12 protein-coding genes are annotated in these 16,433 nt (G+C 64.5%); 3 read left to right on the top strand and 9 right to left on the bottom strand.

Annotated features, from left to right (window positions below):
• Positions 1-201: 201 nt before the first annotated feature.
• On the bottom strand, positions 202-1,956 hold the full coding sequence (locus tag CCC_RS03460) for an SLC13 family permease (RefSeq protein ID WP_041040032.1): 1,755 nt from the start codon (positions 1,954-1,956) through the stop codon (positions 202-204).
• A 277-nt stretch (positions 1,957-2,233) separates the two neighbouring features.
• Here CCC_RS03460 and CCC_RS03455 point away from each other — a divergent pair, with 277 nt between their 5' ends.
• Positions 2,234-2,443, top strand: a complete 210-nt coding sequence (locus tag CCC_RS03455; RefSeq protein WP_009868084.1) for a (2Fe-2S)-binding protein — start codon at positions 2,234-2,236, stop codon at positions 2,441-2,443.
• A gap of 172 nt (positions 2,444-2,615) precedes the next feature.
• Here the strand turns inward: CCC_RS03455 and CCC_RS03450 are convergent, their stop codons facing one another.
• Complete coding sequence (locus tag CCC_RS03450) at positions 2,616-4,379, bottom strand: AMP-binding protein (RefSeq protein WP_009868085.1); 1,764 nt, start codon at positions 4,377-4,379, stop codon at positions 2,616-2,618.
• Positions 4,380-4,585: 206 nt separating this feature from the next.
• Positions 4,586-5,755, bottom strand: a complete 1,170-nt coding sequence (locus CCC_RS03445; RefSeq protein ID WP_041039800.1) for an SGNH/GDSL hydrolase family protein — start codon at positions 5,753-5,755, stop codon at positions 4,586-4,588.
• Positions 5,756-5,831: 76 nt separating this feature from the next.
• Here CCC_RS03445 and CCC_RS03440 point away from each other — a divergent pair, with 76 nt between their 5' ends.
• A complete protein-coding gene (locus CCC_RS03440; RefSeq protein WP_041039798.1) occupies positions 5,832-6,233 on the top strand; it encodes an HIT family protein in 402 nt (133 codons plus the stop codon).
• Positions 6,234-6,451: 218 nt separating this feature from the next.
• On the opposite strand, the gene CCC_RS03435 is transcribed toward CCC_RS03440, so the two are convergent.
• The 6 genes from CCC_RS03435 to CCC_RS03410 all read right to left on the bottom strand — a co-directional run bounded on the left by CCC_RS03435 (position 6,452) and on the right by CCC_RS03410 (position 15,518).
• Positions 6,452-9,352 carry a coiled-coil domain-containing protein gene (locus CCC_RS03435; protein WP_041039796.1) on the bottom strand — a complete coding sequence of 967 codons (2,901 nt, stop codon included), beginning with the start codon at positions 9,350-9,352 and terminating at the stop codon, positions 6,452-6,454.
• Between the two features lie 240 nt (positions 9,353-9,592).
• A complete protein-coding gene (locus CCC_RS03430; RefSeq protein ID WP_041039793.1) occupies positions 9,593-11,506 on the bottom strand; it encodes an ATP-dependent helicase in 1,914 nt (637 codons plus the stop codon).
• 46 nt (positions 11,507-11,552) lie between these two features.
• Positions 11,553-11,987, bottom strand: a complete 435-nt coding sequence (locus tag CCC_RS03425; RefSeq protein ID WP_041039791.1) for a bacteriohemerythrin — start codon at positions 11,985-11,987, stop codon at positions 11,553-11,555.
• A gap of 140 nt (positions 11,988-12,127) precedes the next feature.
• Positions 12,128-12,526, bottom strand: coding sequence for a bacteriohemerythrin (locus CCC_RS03420; RefSeq protein WP_009868378.1), 399 nt, complete (start codon positions 12,524-12,526; stop codon positions 12,128-12,130).
• A gap of 103 nt (positions 12,527-12,629) precedes the next feature.
• On the bottom strand, positions 12,630-14,396 hold the full coding sequence (locus CCC_RS03415; protein WP_009868379.1) for an EAL domain-containing protein: 1,767 nt from the start codon (positions 14,394-14,396) through the stop codon (positions 12,630-12,632).
• A 99-nt stretch (positions 14,397-14,495) separates the two neighbouring features.
• Positions 14,496-15,518, bottom strand: a complete 1,023-nt coding sequence (locus tag CCC_RS03410; RefSeq protein WP_009868380.1) for a CorA family divalent cation transporter — start codon at positions 15,516-15,518, stop codon at positions 14,496-14,498.
• A 282-nt stretch (positions 15,519-15,800) separates the two neighbouring features.
• Here CCC_RS03410 and CCC_RS03405 point away from each other — a divergent pair, with 282 nt between their 5' ends.
• Entirely contained in the window at positions 15,801-16,430 is a 630-nt protein-coding gene (locus CCC_RS03405; RefSeq protein WP_236686290.1) for a substrate-binding periplasmic protein, read from the top strand.
• Positions 16,431-16,433: the final 3 nt, after the last annotated feature.

The raw sequence follows: 16,433 nt of genomic DNA, 5'->3' as shown, positions 1-16,433 counted from the left end.
GGACGGAAAGGACGCGGGATGCGGCTTTTCCGTCGGGCTCCTCCCGGACGCGCGGCCAGGAAGCTATGGGCAAGGAAAAGAAGGCTCGGGGCGAAAGGCGATCCATCAAAGGGACCAGCCGTTTGCGCGCAGCCCGCGAGCAAGCCGGACGCGAATCGTCCGGACCGGCGGACCCTGCGCTTTCGCACTGCACAAGTCAAATTAAATCGGCCAGAAGGTCAGGATCAGCAAGGTTCCCGAGACTAAGACGATGACGCTGAGAGGCAAACCCAGCCGCCAGTAATCGCCGAAACGATAGCCTCCCACGCCCATCACCAGCGTGTTGCACTGATGCCCGATGGGGGTGAGGAAGTCGCTGGCCGCCCCCAGGGCCACCGCCATCAGGAAGGGGTCGACGGCCAGGCCCATCTTGACCGCCATCCCCGCCGCCACCGGCCCCATGAGCAACACGGTGGCCGCATGGTGCAGAAAGGGCGCCAGCAGCATGGAGGCCAGCAGCACCAGCCCCAGCGCCATGGGCACCGGCACCTGCGCCGCCGCCAGGGCCAGCCATCCGGCCAGCAGATCGGACGCCCCCGTACTCTTCATGGAATCGCTGATGGGGATCAGAGCGCCCAGCAAGATGATGATAGGCCAGTGAATGGCCTCGTAAGCGTCGCGCAGGGGCAGACATCCCGAGAGGACCATAGCCACCGCCGCCAGAAAGAAGGCGGGCGCCACCGGCATCACGCCGACGGCCACCGACATCATGGCGGCAAAGGCGATTCCCACCGGCAGCCATGCCCGCTTGCGGGCAATGGGCATGGCCTTTTGCCCCAAGGGCAGACAGCCCAGTTGCGCCAATGTGCCGGGCATGGCCTCGCCATTGCCTTCCACCACCAGCACGTCGCCCGCCATGAACTCGGTCTGGCGCAGCCGCTCGATCATGTGGCGTCCGCCCCGGCTGATGGCCAGCAGGGCGATGCCATAACGCCGCCGCATGGCACTTTTGGCCGCCGTGCTGCCGACCAAGGCGGAATTGGGCATCACCACCGCCTCCATCACCGTGGTGTCCTCGCCGCCCAGGCCGCCGCCGCCCATCAGCACCAATCCGGCTGAATCCAGCAGCGGCTTCAAGGCCATGGGATCGCCTTCCAGTACCAGGACGTCGCTTTGCGAGAACTCCCAATGCCCGCCGGGAACATAGCGGTGGCCCTGGTCGCGGATGATGGCCGCCACCGTCACGGCGCCGCCCGAGAACAATTGCTCGAGATCGGTCACCGTAGCGCCGATCAGCGGCGAATGGGCCTCGATGCGCACCTCGGCCAGATAATCCTCGATGCGAAAGCCCTTGCCGCTGGAACTGCCCTGGCGATCGCGGGGCAGGACCCGCCAGGCGAAGGTCAGGAAGCCGATGCCCGCCAGACAGATGCCCAGACCGACGGGGGTGAAATCGAACATGGTGAAGGCCTTGCCCGTCAGGTCCATCCGCACCCTGGACACGATGATGTTGGGCGAGGTGCCGATCAGGGTCATCACGCCGCCCAGCAGCGAGGCGAAGCTGAGCGGCATCAGGATCTGCGAGACCGGAATGCCGCTCGACCGCGCCAGCCGGATGGACAGCGGAATGAAGATGGCCAGGGCGCCGATATTCTTCATGAAGGCCGACAGGACCATGACCAGCGCCACCAGGGCGCAGATCAGGGCATCGGGGGATTTCAACGCCGAGAGTGGCTTCATCAGAAGCTCGATGATGCCGGAACGCTCGATTCCGGCGCTGACCACCAGGGCGGCGGCCACCACCACCACCACCGGATCGGAAAAGCCGTGAAAGGCCCGATCGGGCGGCACAAGGCCCACCAGAATACCCGCCGACAACGACAGCAGCGCCACCAGATCGTAACGCAGCTTGTCGAGCGCGAACATCACGATGGTGGCGCCCAGAATGGTGAAAGCCAGGCCCTGTTCCAGGGTCATGGTGGCGAATTCCTCGTGACTGCGGCTCGAACCGCCCGAGGTCAAAACCTACACCACGCGGCAGGTCCCGGCCATCCCTCTCCAGCCAGCCGCAGGATGTGGTTATGGAAATATCATTTTCCGCGCCCATCCGTGGCGGCGAATCGGCATCCCCGCCCCTCGTTGGTCCTTGATCGGCTTCATGCCGCCTGGTGGCCTGAACACCTAAAATTTCTGTTGTCATTATAGTTGCGACTGATTATCATAATCGTACTCTTCTCCACTCAGGAGGCACCCGATGTATGTCTGTCTCTGCCACGGCTTCACCGACCGTCAGGTCCGCGCCGCCGTCGTCGAGGGAGCTGGCAGCCCGCAGGCAGTCTTCCGCCATTTCGACTCCAAACCGCGTTGCGGCAAGTGCGTCTCCACGGTTCGCGAACTGGTGGATGAGAGCAAGGGCGGCTGTGGCGGCGGATCGGGCGGATGCCCCTGCGGCAAGCGGGGCTAGATCGTTTCGCGTCGATACGCGAACGGTCTAGCTAGGCCTGAGGCGGAAAAAGCTCCGCTTTTTCTGGGTTCAAACGCCGCTCGGGCTCAACAGCATGCTTCAATGTGATTGCATCATGCTCTAAACCCCAGGCCTGAAAACGGAACGGGGCCTTTCGGCCCCGCTTTTTCGCTCACTCGTCGTCGTAACGCCCCGGGCAGGGCGGCAGGGTATTGAGGATATCCCCGCTATCCGGTTCCCCCACGGCCTTGGCCTTGAGCACCCGGCGCATGATCTTTCCCGAATTGGTCTTGGGCAGTTCCTCGACAAAATGGATTTCGCGGGGCGCCATGCTCGCGCCGAGTTCCTGGCGGGCATAGGACAGAAGTTCGGCACGCAGCGCGTCACCCGCCTCGAAGCCCGGATTGACCGAGATGAACGCCACCGGCACTTCGCGCACCAGCATGTCGGGCTTGCCCACCACACCGATCTCGGCCACCGCCGGATGGTCCATCAGGCTGCTTTCCACCTCGAAGGGGCCGATCTGCAATCCGCCGCATTTGATCATGTCGTCGGCCCGGCCCACGAACCAGATAAATCCGTCCTTGTCGCGCTTGACCAGATCGCCGGTGAAATACCAGCCTTCACGGAAGGAATCGCCGTAGCGGGTCTCTTCGCCCAGCGCGCCCGAGAACATGGAAGGCCAACAGGTACGGATCGCCAGTTCGCCCACCGCCTCGGCGCCGTCCACCGGCTTGGCCGCGCCGCCCTCGCAGCGCATGATCGAGACGTCCACCCCCGGCAGGGGACGGCCCATGCTGCCCGGCCGCCGACCGGTGCCGGGACCGTTGGCGATGGTGATGGCCCCGGTCTCTGTCTGCCACCAGGTATCGAGGAAAGGCACGCCCAGCGCCTTCTGCCCCCACATGACGGCTTCGGCATTGAGGGGCTCGCCCACACTGGCCGCGACGCGCAATGCATTCTCGCGGTAGGAGCGGGCCAGGGCGGCGCCATAGCGCATCATGGTGCGGATGGCGGTCGGCGTGGTGTACCAGGCGGTCACCTTCTCGTCATGCAAGATGCCGTACCAGCGCCGGGGATCCAGTTCCGCCTCGTCGGCGATCAGGGTGGCCCCGCAGGTCAGCGGAGCGATGATGCCGTAGGATGTGCTGGTCACCCAGCCCGGATCGGCGGTGCACCAGAACACGTCGGATTCGCTCAGGCCGAACACCTTGCGTCCGGTGACCAGATGGGCCAGCACCGCCCGATGGGGGTGCAGCACGCCTTTGGGCGTCCCGGTGGTTCCGCTGGTGAAATGCAGGAAGGCCGGAGCCTCGGGGGCGGTGGCGGCCGCCGCCATGGGCTGGGCCGCATCCAGCAGGTCGCGCAGTACAGCGCATCCGTCTCCGGCGGAACCGCTTTCGCCGACCAGCAGGACTTGGCGCAATTGCGGCAGGCCCGAGCGCGACGCGGCGACCTTGCGGGCGTAAAGCTCGTCTGAGGTGACGAGGATCGCAGCCTTGCCCAATTCCAGTCGGGCCTTGATGGGACCGGGACCGAAAGCGGCGAAAAGCGGACAATAGACTCCACCCGCCTTCCAGATGCCCAATGCGGCGGAGAAAAGCTCGGGAACGCGGCCCAGAAGCACGGCCACGGTCTCGCCCGGTTGCAGCCCCAGATCGGCCAGGACGCGGGCGAACCGCCCGGATTGCTCGGCCAATTCGCCATAGGTGACGTCACGCCGTTCGAGACGGCGGCCCAGCCAGCGGACGGCCACATTCCCGCCCCGACCGAGCGCGACCTGACGGTCGGCGCAGATGGAGCCGATATTCAAGGAGCCATCCGGCGCCCCCGTCAGTTCGGTCTGCGCCTCGTCCCAACGGAAAGCGGTGTCGTCCCACGCACCGGCCGTCCCCGCGGATACCGTTGCAGCATTGCCCGGCTTAGCCGAAACCATGCGTCCTCCCAGACCTTGTTCTTGTTTGACGCCCCCTCGGAACGATCCCGCGTCCCGAGGCTCCCGCCCCAATGATTGGCCGTATTTTGTCCGCCTGGGGCGGCCCGTGCAACAAAAGGAATCGCAGACCACCGATGCGCCTGCGCCATGAATTATGTTGCGGATACACCGCGCCGCGAAAACCTACCCAGGGTTATGCCCTTCGATCATGGACGGGAAGGCAGCGTTCCGCTTTCGCCCAGCACGGCGGCGATCCTGTCGCCGATCCCCTTGTTGAAGGCCGGGGAATAGTGCACCGCGTCGATATAGGCATTGCCGTCCACGGGCTCCAGTTCGGCCAGCCACAACACGCCCTTGTCCCACAACTGCCCCGCCGCCCTCATCTCGGCCAGACGCGGATAACCGCGCGCGGCGTTCATGTGATAGCCCATGGCTTCTTCCTTCACGGGGAAGGGGCGCTTGCGGTTGTCATAGGCATAGGTGGGAACCGGCTGCTGCACGAACAGAACCTTGAACCCCATCCGTTCGGCCATGGCGTCGATCAGGCGGCGGTTGGTGTCGAGACGGCGGATCACCGCATCGACCTCGGCGTCATTCTCGCAGAACCGGCCCCATTCGCGCACCAGAACCGATTTGTCCCCCGCCAGATGGCGGATCAGTTCCAGCACATGGGAACGGGCGGAAAGCTCGCGCCATAAGGGCTGGCGTGAACGCAGCCGGGTCAGTTGGGACAGGCGCTCGTTCCAGGCGCTGCTGTCGGGAATGGCGCAGTGATAGAAATCGGCATCGCCGTCGATGAACACCGCCACATCGGGCTTGATCCCCTGGGTCAGTAGCCGCTCCAGGGCAATGCGTTCCTGGGTGGAGTGGTAAGAGACGGTACCGAAATTGAATACCTTAACCTCGCCCCGGCCGGACGCCGCCAGCGCCTTTTCCATATAGGCGGGTATGGTTTCCTCATCGCCGACCCCAGCGCCCAGGGTGGTCGAGCCGCCGAACACGAAGACCTTGGGGCCTTCGGACCTGGGATCGGGCTGTCCGGGACCATTGGCCCGGATGCCGTCTTCGGTGATGTTCAGATATTTCCCCTCGGACGCAGCCGTGCGGTATTCCACGAAGGGGGTGTAGACCGTGTCGAACTGGCGCCAGCTATCCTCGATGATCTGGCGATAGGGCGCCACATCCTCGGAATTATAGAGCTTCTTCAGATCGTCGTCGGACAGATTGGCGGCAAAGGCCGGGCGCTTGTGGTGGATCATCTTCACCACCCAACCGGCCACCAGTTCCAGACCACCGACCCCCACCACCAGGGCAAGCAGCAGCAGGCCCAAACTGACGAACAGAGTGTGGATCGGATTGGTCCGATTGCGGCGCATGGGAAATGACCCTTTCGAAAGCGGCGCTTCCTGATACCTTGAACACCACACCCGACGCAACGTGAAGAAGCCCGCGATGTTCGAACTGAGCCCCAGAATCGCCGCCGACACCATTGAAGTGACCCAATGGCCGCTATGCAGCGTCCTACTGATGAAAGACGGCACTTATCCGTGGCTGCTGCTGGTGCCCCGGCGGGCCGGTGTGGTGGAGATCACCGACCTGTCGCTCGAGGACGGCCATGCCCTGCTCGAAGAGATCAAGCGGGCCTCGACGGCGCTGCGCGGACTGGTGTCGCCCCACCGCATCAATATCGCCGCGCTGGGCAATGTGGTGGCCCAGTTGCACGTCCATGTCATCGCGCGCAATACCGACGATCCCGCCTGGCCCAAGCCGGTCTGGGGCGCGGTTCCTCCGACACCCTATACGCCAGAGGCGCTGGAAAGGCGTCTGGCGGAACTACGTGCGGTGCTGGGATAAAGGCTGGTTTTTCACCACAAAGGCACAAAGCAACAGAAGAGGAAAAGAAGGGGGGGCAATCCTTTTTCGTGATCCTTCGCGCCTTCGCGCCTTCGTGGTGAAGCAAGCAACTTAATCATGAATGCATGGTCCGACAATGGCCCGATCCGCATCACCTCCCAAACGAAAACGGCGCCGGATCACTCCGGCGCCGCTTTTGTTTGATCGTCCGGCCAAGCCTATTCCAGGCGGCCCAGGGAGCGGGCCAGAACCAGATACAGCTTGCCCACCTCGGACGAGGTGAAGGTGCCAGTCAACACGTCCTGGTGATCGGAATTGCGGGCCTGATTGAGCAGGGCCTCGAACTCCGCCAGATAGCGGGTGACGTATTCGCGGAAGTCGCCGTCGTCCTCGAACTTGTTCTTGATGGACGCCATCTGGTGCTTGTCGAGATTCTTGAGAATCTTGCGCACGAAGATGCTTTGATCCCCGGCATGGAACTCGCGCCAGGCCTTCTCGTCGATATTGGCGTTGAAGATGCGGCCGATATCCACCGACAGGGATTGCAGCTTCTCGACGATAAAGGCGGCGTTCTGCAGGAAATGCTCCACCGAAAGCTGGGCACGCTTTTCCTCCAGCTGGCTGCCGCGGATTTCGGCCAGCTTGGAGGCGTTGACCAGTTCCTCCACCTGACGCGAGAAGCTGTTGGAGAAGCTTTCGGCCTGCTGGGAGAGACGGTCGCCGGTGATGCCCAGATCGTTGGACTTGGTGCGCACCATCTCGAAGGCGGCTTCCAGCTTGGCGCCGGTCCGTTCGGTGGTTTCCTGCATCTCGCTGGCGTGACGGCGCAGACCGTCGCCGGCCGAGCGCACCTGGGCGGTGATCCGCTCCGCCGAGGCGGTGAGTTCGCGGATACCGGCGCGGAGCATGTCGCCGGCGGCGGTGACCTGGGCGGCGGTCTTGTTGGAGGCCTCCTCGAAGTCGCGGCTGATGGAGCGCAGCGCGTCGCCCGCCGTCTGAGACTGGGCAAAGACCTGCTGGGCGGCCTCGCCCAATTGCACGGCGTTTTGCTGGATGGACGAACCAAAGGCCTTCAGCACATCGCTGGAATCGTCGGCGACGCGGGCCAGGGCCTGGGCCTGGACGCGCAGCGTCTCGCCCACGGCGCTGACCGAGGCTTCGGCCTGATCGGCGGTGGCCACCACCTGTTCGGTCTGCTTGCGCAGCACCTCGGTGGCGGCGCGAACGCGCGAGCCCAGCTGGTCGGAGACGGTCTGGAGCTGTTCGGAACGCTTTTCCAGCAATTCGGCGACACCGCCGGAATCGGTGATGGCCTTGACCGCGGCGGCGGAGACGTCGGTGGTGCGCTGGCGCAGCGTCTCGCCCACCGCATCCAGTTCGACGCCCACCTTGGACGAGGTGGCGATCAGGTCGTTGGTGCCCTGACGCAGCGTATCGGCGATGGTCTTGACCTTGGCCATCACCTGATCCGAGGTGGCGATCAGATGGCGCGACTGCTGGTTCAGCGAGGCTTCGGACAGCTTGGACTGGGTCGAGACCACATTGGCGGCATCGGCCAGTTCATCGGCCTGCTTCCGGAGCGTGGTGCGGATATTCTCGGCCTGGGCGGCGGACTTCTCGGCGCCCTTGTTGAGGTCTTCGATGTAAAGACGCAGCGTCTCGGAAACCTCGCGGCCACGCGCCGTCATCTGGTCCGACGCGGCGGCGACGGCGCGGGTCTGGCTCTGGAAGGCCTCGCCCACCTCGCGCACCCGGGCCATGGCCCGTTCGGCGGCGGCATCCACATCGTCGCGGCGCTGGACGAAGACTTCGCCCACCGCGCCCAACTGGCTGGAGGCATCGTCGGCGGCGACACGCAGATTCTCGGTGTGACGGCCCAGCGTCTCCTCGATCTCGCGGAAGCGGCCCATGGCCTGATCGGAGGCCGAGCCCAGTTCGCGCGACTGCACGCCCAGCGCCTCCTCGACGATCTTGACGCGCGACAGGACGCGCTCGGTGATCTGGTCGAGGCCGGTGGCCTGTTGCTGCAGCGAAGCCGAGATGCGGCTGGTCTGCTCGGCCAGGCGCTCGGCGGCCTGATCGAGATCTGTGTTCTGGCGGGTGAACAGGCTTTCCAGCGCGGTCACGCGTTCCGCCAGGGAATTGGCGACCACTTCGGTGCGGGTGGTGGCCTGTTCGGCCGAGCTGCCCAACTGGCTGCTCTGGCGTTCGAACATGGCGACCACCTGCTCGGCGCGGGCAACGGCTGCCTGGGAAACGTGATCGAGAGATTCCGCCTGGGCGCGCACCTGCTCGGCCACCGTATCGGCGCGCGATGCGGCGCGGGCCGAGGTGCTGTCGATGGATTCGATCTGGCCGCGCAGCAATTCGCCGAATTCGCGGATGCGATGGGCCGAGGTATCGGTGACGGTGGTCAGATCCTGGGTCTGCATGCGCAGCAGGGTCTCCACCTCACGGGCCCGCGCGGTGGCGCTGTCGGCGGCCTGGGTCAGGCGGTCGACCTCCTTGCGCAGCGCCTCCACGGCGGTGGAGGCCTCGTCATTGACGCGGCCGACCACGCCGGTCATGGCTTCGATCTGCGACGCCATCATATCGCGCACGGCCTCGCCCTTGGTGGCGGCCTCGGCCGAGGCATGGCTGAGATCACGGGCCTGGGCGCGCAGCGATTCGGCGATGCGCGACACCTGGGTCTCGGCGCCGTCGGCGGGGTAGGTCAGGCGCGACAACTGCTCGCGCATTTCGGAAGACAAGGAGCGCAGTTCGCGGCCCCGGTCGAAATAAGCGACCAGCAACCACAGAAAGGCCAAGGGCAGGAAGGCGGCGCCGACCATGCCGCCGATCTCCTGGGGCTGCATGAACAGCAGATTGCCCCAGCCGATGGAGGTATTGGCCCAATAGGCGCTCAGGCCCACCCAGGCGATGGTGGCCGCCAGGGCCAGAAGCTGTACCGGCCTGCCTCCCGTGGACCCGGTCTCGGCGCCGTAGGGACGCGGATCGGGGCGAAGCTCTGCCAGTGGCGGCGCCACACGGGCTGCCGGTTCCCTTGCCTCGGCATCGACGGCACCCATCCCCTGTGCCGCTGCTTCGGTCTCGCCTCTGGTCATGTTTGTGTCGCCCATGAGTCCGCCCTGACCTTCATGATTATTCACCACTCGCCATCCGTCCGAACCGCCAGCCACCACCCGGGGTATGGCCGGAATTCAGCAAAAAAACGGATCAGCCCCCTGGGCTGCCTTCCGCATCGTCCTCCCAGACTTGGACGGGTCTCGCCCCCTCCCCCCCCGGACCTTGGACAGCGCAAGGCGAGGATGCCCTGTTCACAAGGGAAAATCAAACACTCCCTACCCCTGTCCAAGGCGCTAGACGCGTGTCCGTTTGGGCACGGCCCTGCCTTTACGAATCCCGATGGAAGCCTTGAGTTCGGGGCGGAGCCGCAGCGGCTTGTCGGCCTTGGCCGGTTTCGGGGGCCCGGCATGCAGGCGTTCCCTGCTTTGAGGGTCGTGATAACGGATCTGATCCTCGGCAAGCCCCCGCAGCATCTCGGCGATATATGGCGATGGTGCGGCCGCCTTGCGGCGCTCTGCCGCGAAAGACAGAACCAGCCAGCGCTTGGCCCTGGTAGCGGCCACATACATCAGGCGGCGTTCCTCTTCCAGATCGGGCGAGGATTCGTGGGGCATCAGATCGGCCTCGCAGCCCGCGACCACCACCGCCGACCATTCCAGCCCCTTGGCGCCGTGAATGGTGGACAGGACCACCGCATCCCCACCGCTTTCGGCGCGGCGCAACGAACGGCGCTGCTCCTCCATCAAGGCGGTGAAAGCAGCGGCACCCTCGCATTCGGCGGCCAGATCGGCGGCGGTGAAGGCCAAGTCGCGCCATTGCAGCCCCTCTTCCCCCGGCGGCCTGGCCGTGGCCGAGACCAGACGCCCCACCTGACGGCAAAGCGCGGGCCAGGGCACGTCCGTATCGATCTTCTCGGGCGCCTGGCTCAGCAGTTTGTCCACGCGCTTGCCATGGCCCAGCACGGCCCGCGCGTCCATATCCTGGGGGTCGGCAAGCAAACGGGCCAGACCGGCGACGAGGCGAACCGGCCCCAATTGCCAGAACTCGCCCGAGCCGCGCACCACCAGGGGCACACCGGCCTCGGCCAGCCGGATCTGAATGCGCGAACCCACATGACCGGCGCGATAGAGCACCGCCATCTCATGCCAGGGCATGCCGCGCCCGGCCAGCCCCTGGACCACGCGCAATACATAATCGGCCTCGGCCTCGTCGTCATCCAGCCCGGCGATGGTGAGCGCCAGCCGCGAGGCGCTGTGGGGCACCTGATCCTTGGCGTGGCGGCGGCGATTGGCGCCGATCAGGGCGCTGGCGGCTTCGACGATGGTCGCCGTGCTGCGGTAATTGCGCGACAGACGATACAGGGCGGGGTTGGGCCATGCCGTCTCGAACCCTAGGATGAAGGCGGGATCGGCAGAGCGCCAGGCGTAAAGGCACTGGTCGTCGTCGCCCACCGCCCACAGCCGCGCCCCTTGCGCCCGCAGCAGACGCAGCATGCGCTCCTGGGCGGGGTTGATATCCTGGTACTCATCGATGAGCAGATGGTCGAAAAATCCGGAGATGCGCGCCCGGTAATCCTCGTCCTCCTCCATCCCCCGCACCAGTTCCATGATCAGATCGCCGAAGTCGAACCCGCCCTCTCCGGCCAGGGCTTGCTGATAGCGGCCATAGGCCTCGGCCGCTTCCAGCAGATCGGAATCGTTCTTGGCCTTGGCTTCGGCCAGGGCCGCCGCCGGGCTCAACAGCCGGTCCTTATAGGCGCCGAACACATCGGTCGGCTTTCGCGTGTCGTCGGACAGGTAAAGCCGGTGGTGGGCGATGACGCGCGCACAGGCCTGCTCGTCGAAGACCCGAAAGCGCGGACAGCCGGGCGGCGGATGGCGTTGCAGCAGCCGTAGCGCCATGCCGTGCAAGGTGCCGATGGGCATGCGGCCAAAGCGCTCCGGCTCCACATCCCGGCCAAGCCCCGCCAGACGCGCTCCGATACGGCCGCGTAGTTCCAGGGCGGCCCGCGATGTGAAGGTGGAGACGAAAATGCGCGGGGCCAATGCCCCCAGATCCAGCAGATGGATATAGCGCCCGACCAGGGTGGTGGTCTTGCCGGTACCCGGACCGGCCAGGACCAGCACGGATTCCGCCCCGGCCTCGGCGGCAAGGCGCTGTTCGGCATCGAGAGGAGATTCGGCAGCCAGCAGGGCGGGTTCGCTCATGGCCGGCACAGTAGCGGCGCGGCATCCCCGTTACAACGGGTCAGAGCTACCTTGTGGGTTCCAGCACCCGCCGCGTCACGGCCCATCGGCCCAGGGGACGGTCACAGCCCTGGGTATGCTCGGCCACCCAATGGGTAATATAGTCGTGAACCTTGGCCGCGTCCTTCTCGGCGCAGACCTGGGCATGAAGCATCACCCCCAGATGATCGAGCAGCCCGGCATGGTCATCCAGATGGCGGCGCGCATCGGGATAATCAAATTCGGTCATCACCTGTTCCTGATGGGCGAAATTACGCCCCACATAGCGCATGATGGCCTCGATGCGGGTGCAGCGGCTGAAATCGCACTCTCCGCGTCCGCCGACTCCGCGCCGGCACTCGACACCCGGCTGGAAGACCCTTCCGAGCAGGAAGCGCAGCCCCTCGTTGCCAGCATCGATGCCAGCAACACCGGTCTCATGCTCCTGAATCAGGGGCACCATCGGACCCTCCTCGTCTTCCCTGTAATATTTCTACTTTTATTTTACGGAAAGCATAGCAGGCACATCCCTCAAATATCAATCAAAGGGATATATGCAAATATATTTTTGCAGGTGCGAAACGATACTTTCGGCCAGGATCTCTACTGACCGCCGGTCATGAACGGACGGTATTCGAAATCCTCGATCTCGATGTGGTGCACCAGCCAACCCGCCAGGAAGTCGTGAAGTTCCCGGACCACCCGCTCCACATTGGCGACGGAAAGGGTGGCGGACATTTCGGCAACCCGCATGGCGATGGTCTGGTGGGAATGGCGGTGAAGATCCAGGAAGGGAAAGCCCGCGCGCTCCATCATCGCCTCCTCCTCGGAGAAGTGATAGGCGATATAGTTGTTCAATTCGTCGAAGACGGAACGGACATCATCCTGGGCCAGCCCAGCTTCGGCCAGACCGTCGATCCGATCCAGGAGATGGAAAAGATGACGATGATGCTCATCAAGCTTCGGAACACCGACGCTCAGACTTTCCGTCCACTCGGCCACGTTTTCACCCTTAAACCTTGGTTAGCCTTCATTACGGCCAGTCCGGGTGAAATTCAACATGCAAGTCGTGACGGTTTCGGCGGCTTGCGGCGCGGGCCGCCCGTCAGCCGCCAGCGGCGGGGGGCGTTCCATTCCCGAAGAACAGCAATCCGTTCCGCCATTGGGTCACCGCCGTCGCCCAGGGCGCCCTGGCGCCCTGGTGACGGGGCGAGGGGCGCATGGGCTTGCCGAAATAATAGCCTTGGCCATAGCGGACATTGTAGACGCGCAACAGATTGGCGGTCGCCTCGTCCTCGATATGCTCGGCGATGGTGGCCACGCGCAGTTCGCGGCACAGTTGGGTGATGGCCCGCAGGAAAGGCAGCGACTCGCCCTTGCCCGCCGCATCGCGCACATAGGACCCGTCAATCTTGACGTGATCGACCTTGAGGCCGCGCAGATAATGGAAGGCCGCCGCCCCGGCCCCGAAATCGTCGATTCCCACCGGATGGCCGCGGCCCCGAATCTCCTGAATGACGGCATTGGCCGCCACCAGATCGGAAATGGCCGAGCTTTCCGTCAGTTCGAACAGCAAGCGCCCACGCAGATCGGCGGCGCCGTGAATCAGTTGCAGCAGGCGCGCCGCCATGCTGGGACTGGACAGAGAGCGGCCCGACAGATTGACGGCGAAGCGCAAGGAGGGTTCGGCGCCCACGCCTTCGCGCATGAAAGCGATGGCGCGCGCACAGATGGCCAAGTCCAGTTCCCCCACCAGTCCGGTGTCTTCGGCGAAAACCACGGTGCTATAGGGCGAATTGCCGCTATCGCCGAAACGCACCAGGCATTCGAAGTGATGGACCGCGTTGCTCCACAGATCGACGATGGGCTGGAAATAGAGCTGGAACTCCCCCTTGCCGATGGTCTCCTTGACTTCCCGCATCTTGGACACGGTCTGGGACAGGGTCGGCCGCGCCATGGCCGACAGTTCGTGGATGGTGGCGTTGCTGTCGGTGGTGAAGCGGTTGAGGGTGTAGATCAGGGCGCTTGTGGCTTCCTGGGCCGAAATGCCGCCGCCGTCGATGGCCACCGAAGTGGAGCCCGAATTGAGGGGCGAGCCCATGACCTGTTGGGCCAGCCCGCTAATGGCGCCCTCGATCTCGCTCGCACTGACCTCGGGTCCATGGATCAGGCCGTATTTGCTGCCTCCCAGATCGGCGGCGGCGCCTCCGCCCACCGAACACTGCTTCAGGTAATCGGTGAAGCGCGCAATGAAGTCGGCGGTGGCCTCGGCCCCCACCTTGCTGCGCAGTTCCGCCAGTTCCGGCAGATCCAGCAAGGTCATGCGATAGGATTCGTCGCCGTCCTTGGCGCTTTCCTTGATCAGGTCTCCCGCCAGGGCCTCGAACCCCTCGCGGCCCAGCAATCCGGTTTCCTTGTGGCGGACCGTCGGCGACATCAGCGTGCCCGAATGGGTCAGCACCAGCAGGAGCCGCCCCTGGTGATCGGGATGGGGATAGCCCGACAGCGCCACCGGTGTGCTGCCGCCCGCCGGAAGATGGACATGCAGCAGCACATGGCGGACCCGGTCGCCCTTGGACATGCGCTTGAGGGCGTTTTTGGCGCGCGACTGGTCCTCGGGACGGATCAGATCGGGAAGGGTCATGCTTGCCAGCAGACGGGCCGGACGCCCCACCAGGGACATGGAGGCGCCGATGGCGAAGATGATGCGGCCCGAATGATCGGCCTCCATCAACAGATCGGCGGCAGCGAAGGCGAAGGCGACATAGGCCTCCTGCGGCTGGCCTAATCCCGAGCCGCCCTTGCCTTTGCGGCGGCGCGGAACATCATCCGCGTCCTCTTCGCCGCCAACGCCGTCAACCATGTCCGTCATTCGTCCCCACGAAACACCCCCATCCACCCCATGATGGATGTGCAGATTGACCAATTCCTGACCAAAGTAAAAGAAACTATTTATTTCGAAGTCTTGGGGCTACAACCATTTGATCCATTTCAAGATCAGATAGGTGATGGGCATCATACCCAACACCACGCCGCAAAGGACCAAGAAGGCCAGGGGTTCCTGCGATCCGGGAATGCCGCCGATATTGGTTCCCATCATGCCCGCCAGCAGGCTGGGCGGCAAGACCATGGCGGCCAGGGCGGTCAGGCGGTTGGACGACTGGGCGGCGCGCTCGGCCACCAGATTGGTGAAGTCTTCGTGCAGAATGGTGGCGCGCTGACGCATTTCGTCCAGATCCTCGATATGGCGGATCAGACGGTCATTGACCTCGCGCAGCCGCATCTTGGCTTCGGGGTCGAGCCAACTGGCATCGTCGTGGCGCAGACGGTAGAGCGCATCGCGCTGCGGCGCCAGGTAACGGCGCAGCTGCACGACCTTTCGCCGGGCCGAGGCGATATCCTCGCGCAGATCGGTACCGGCCAGACCCTCGCCGATGCGGTCTTCCAGATCGGAAATGCTGTCCTCGATCTCGTCGGTCAGAATGCCCAGATGGTCCACCACTTTCTCGGCGATACGGGCCAGCAGGGCTCCGGCGGTGCGCGGCCCCTTGCCGATCATCATGGCCAGCCGCAGATCGCGCAGCGCGTTGAGGGAATGAGCCTTGTCGCGCAGCGAAATGCAGCGCTCGGCCTCGATCCAGATATGGATGGGGACCAGTTCGGTCTCGGCGCCCCCCTCGCCATCGCCCTGACGCGTCTTGTTGACGCCGCGCAGCACCACCATCAGCGAATCGCCCACATCCTCGACCCGCGGGCGGGATTCCTCGGCGGTCAGCGCCATGGCCACCAGGGGATCGACGCCGGAATGCTCGCACAGCCAAGTCTTGGCCATGAGCTCGTCCCGTTCCAGATGGACCCACAAAAAGCCGTCGCCAGGCTTCCACGTCTCGACCTCGGACCACCGCAGATCCCGGACGCCGCCATCAGGGGCGATCAGCATGGCGAAACGCAAGCCCGGCTCCAGCCCGGCATGAAGATCCCGGTCCATGGACATGCCGCCCCTCCTGACTTGCGATTCCCTAGGCGAAAGGATAGGCCGGGCGAGAGGAGAAGACCACGCCAAAGGTGATTTAAAGGATGGAGTACCTACCGCATTGAGAAGCCCAGGACTTTCGGTTAGGATGACAGGAATGGGGAATGGATGGGGTGAGGACGGCTAATGACCGCGGGCGGGCCTTCTCGACTCATCGCCGGACTGTTACTCCTTTTCGCCGCGACATCGGACGCGGCGGCCGCAGAGCCCCGCATTCTCGAATATTCCTATCCGGACCAGTCCGTGTGGACGACCCGCCTGGACTCCAGGGGCGAGCCCGACAATCCGTTGCTTCGTCTGGCCGTGCCGCTGTTCCAGCGGGCGGGCGTGACGTGGCGGGCGCGGGGCTTGCCTGCGGCCCGTCTGTTCGAATACCTGCGCGACGGACAGACCGACTTTTCCATTCTGGTGAGAGGAGTTTCACTCGATAAATGCTGTCTGATCAGCAAGCGGCCCGTGGCGGGAACTGAATTGCGGGTCTATCGCCGCAAGGACCTGCGCCCCATTACCGGCAAGGAAGGGTTGATCGGCAAGGATGTAATCACCATCCATGGCTACACTTATGGCGGCCTCCTCGCCTTCATCAAGGATCCGGCCAACCGCATCGCCAATAACGGAACCGTCAGCCACGAATCGGCATTCGCCATGCTGGAACGCGGACGCGCCGACTATCTTCTCGATTACGCCGGACCGGCTCAGGAGGTCCTGGCCGACCACCCGATCCGGGATGTCGAATTCGACGTTCTCGACCGGCTCGACGCCCATCTTGTCCTCAACCGGTCCTATCCTGACGCCGAAGCCTTGATGGCCAAGCTGGAAGCCATCGCCAGTGAACTGAAGATCGAAGGATTTTCTCAACCGAGTCTAAAGTAGAAA

Origin of the sequence: Paramagnetospirillum magnetotacticum MS-1 (assembly GCF_000829825.1) — a bacterium.
Classification (GTDB): Bacteria; Pseudomonadota; Alphaproteobacteria; order Rhodospirillales; family Magnetospirillaceae; genus Phaeospirillum; species Phaeospirillum magnetotacticum.
Note: the sequence above shows the minus strand (reverse complement) of the source record. Positions and strands in the feature narration are given on the sequence as shown.